The organism is Streptomyces boncukensis (assembly GCF_011045075.1).
GTDB classification, from domain to species: Bacteria; Actinomycetota; Actinomycetes; order Streptomycetales; family Streptomycetaceae; genus Streptomyces; species Streptomyces boncukensis.
On sequence record NZ_JAAKZZ010000815.1, the window covers coordinates 1 to 2,195 of the forward strand.

Sequence of the window (2,195 nt, forward strand, 5' to 3'; positions counted from 1 at the left end):
CAACCCCGATCACCCGGGAAACCACCAACCCCATCAACACCATCCCGCACCACCCGCCACAGATCATCCGGCGAACCCACACCACCCGGAAAACGACAACTCACACCCACAATCGCAACCGGCTCGTCGACGCCGATCACCTCCGACGCCGCCTCGGCCGGTGCCCCGAACTCCTCTCCCGACAGCTCGGCCAAGAGGAAATCCACCAGTACCGACGCGGTCGGATAGTCGAACACGAGGGTGGGCGCCAAGCGCAGACCGGTGGCCGCCTGCAGGCGGTTGCGCAGTTCGACGGCCATCAGCGAATCGAAGCCCAGGTCCCGGAACGCCCGGCCCGGCTCCACCTCCTCCGCACCGGAGTGACCCAGCACCGCCGCCGCATGGGTGCGCACCGCGTCCAGCAACACGTGCCGCCGCTCGGTGGCAGGCACGTCGGCGAGCAGCCAGGGCAACTCCGCCGTGTCGCCGTCGTCGCTGCCCGGTTCCAGCACGGACGAGACTTCCGGCAGATCGGCGAGCAGGGGGCTCGGCCGGGCAGAGGTGAACGCCGGGGCGAACGTCGACCACTCCACATCCGCGACGACCAGCCCCGACTCCCCGCTGTCGATCGCCGTCGCCAGCGTACGCATCGCCAACTCCGGCTCCATCGGCGACAGCCCACGCCGGCTCAGCATGTGCTGTGTGTCGCCCTGGACCGCCATCCCGTCGCCGTCCCACGGGCCCCAGGCCACCGACGTACCGGGGAGTCCGCGGTCGTGGCGGTGCTGCACCCACGCGTCCAGGAATGCGTTGCCCGCCGCATACGCGCCCTGACCCGCGCCACCCCACACCGCAGCGCCCGAGGAGAACACCACGAACAGCTCCAGCGGCAGATGTGCGGTCAGCTCGTCCAGATACACCGCCCCGTCGACCTTCGCAGCCAGCACCGCGGTCATCGCGTCCCGGTCGGCCTGCTCCAGCCACTGCGTATCCGTGACACCGGCCGCGTGCACGATGCCGGTCAGCGGCCGCTGCTCCGGAACACCGGCGATCACCGCGGCGAGCGCCTCCCGGTCGGTGACATCGCACGCGGCCACCGTCACCCGCGCGCCGAGTTCCGTCAGCTCCTCGACCAGGCCGTCCGGCGCCACCCCGCTGCGGCTGGTCAGCACCAGATGCGGCGCACCACGTCCCGCCAGCCACCGGGCCACGTGTGCGCCCAGGGCACCGGTACCACCGGTGACCAGCACCGTGCCCGAGGGCCGCCACCCTTCATCCACCGGGGCCACCGCAACCGCCCGGGTCAGGCGGCGCCCGTACACCCCGGCCCCACGCACCGCGACCTGGTCCTCGCCGCCACCGGCCAGGACGCCCGCGAACCGGGCTCCGGACCGGGCATCCAGCTCGGCCGGGAGGTCGAGCAGACCGCCCCAGCGCTGCGGGACCTCCAGCGCCGCAACCCGGCCCAGGCCCCACACCGCCGCCTGCATCGGATCGGCCACCCGGTCCGACTGCCCCACCGATACCGCACCCCGGGTCACCACCCACAACGGCGCATCAACCCCGGCGTCACCCAACGCCTGCAGCGACACCACCACTGCCGTCAGCTCGTCCGGCACCGACGAACCACGGCCCAACCCCCGATCCGTACCTGCCACCAGCACCACACCGCGCACATCGGACACCGCAGCAACCCGCTCCGCCAGACCGGCACGATCCAGCGCCCCGTCCGCCGGCAAGCCCACCACCTCAGCACCCGCGCCAGTCAGCGCCGCAACCACATCGCCATCCGACTGCCCCACCACCAGCCACGTGCCGGACAGCAGCCCCGACGACGCGCTCTCCAGCGGCCTCCACACCACCTGATAGCGCCACGTATCAACAACAGACCGCTGCCGCCGCTCACGACGCCACGACGCCAGGGCCGGCACCACCGAGCCCAGCAGCTGCGGTGCTTCGGACAGCTGAAGAGTCCCGGCCAGCTCCTCCAGGTCCTCACGCTCGACCGCATCCCAGAACTCGGACTCCACCGGATCAGCCGCCCCAACAGCACCCTGAACCGGCTGCGACGGCGCATCCACCCAGTAGCGCTGGTGCTGGAAGGCGTAGGTCGGCAGCGGGACCTGACGGCCGGTGAGCACAGTGGACCAGTCGACATCGGCTCCGGCCCTCCACGCCTCACCGAAGGCGGACAGCAGACGCCGCATACCGCCCTC

1 protein-coding gene is annotated in these 2,195 nt (G+C 71.7%); it reads right to left on the minus strand.

The features are described from left to right. On the minus strand, positions 1 to 2,186 hold a 2,186-nt coding region (locus G5C65_RS35925), incomplete at its 3' end, for an SDR family NAD(P)-dependent oxidoreductase (RefSeq protein ID WP_165303245.1). Between the last annotated feature and the right edge of the window lie 9 nt (positions 2,187 to 2,195).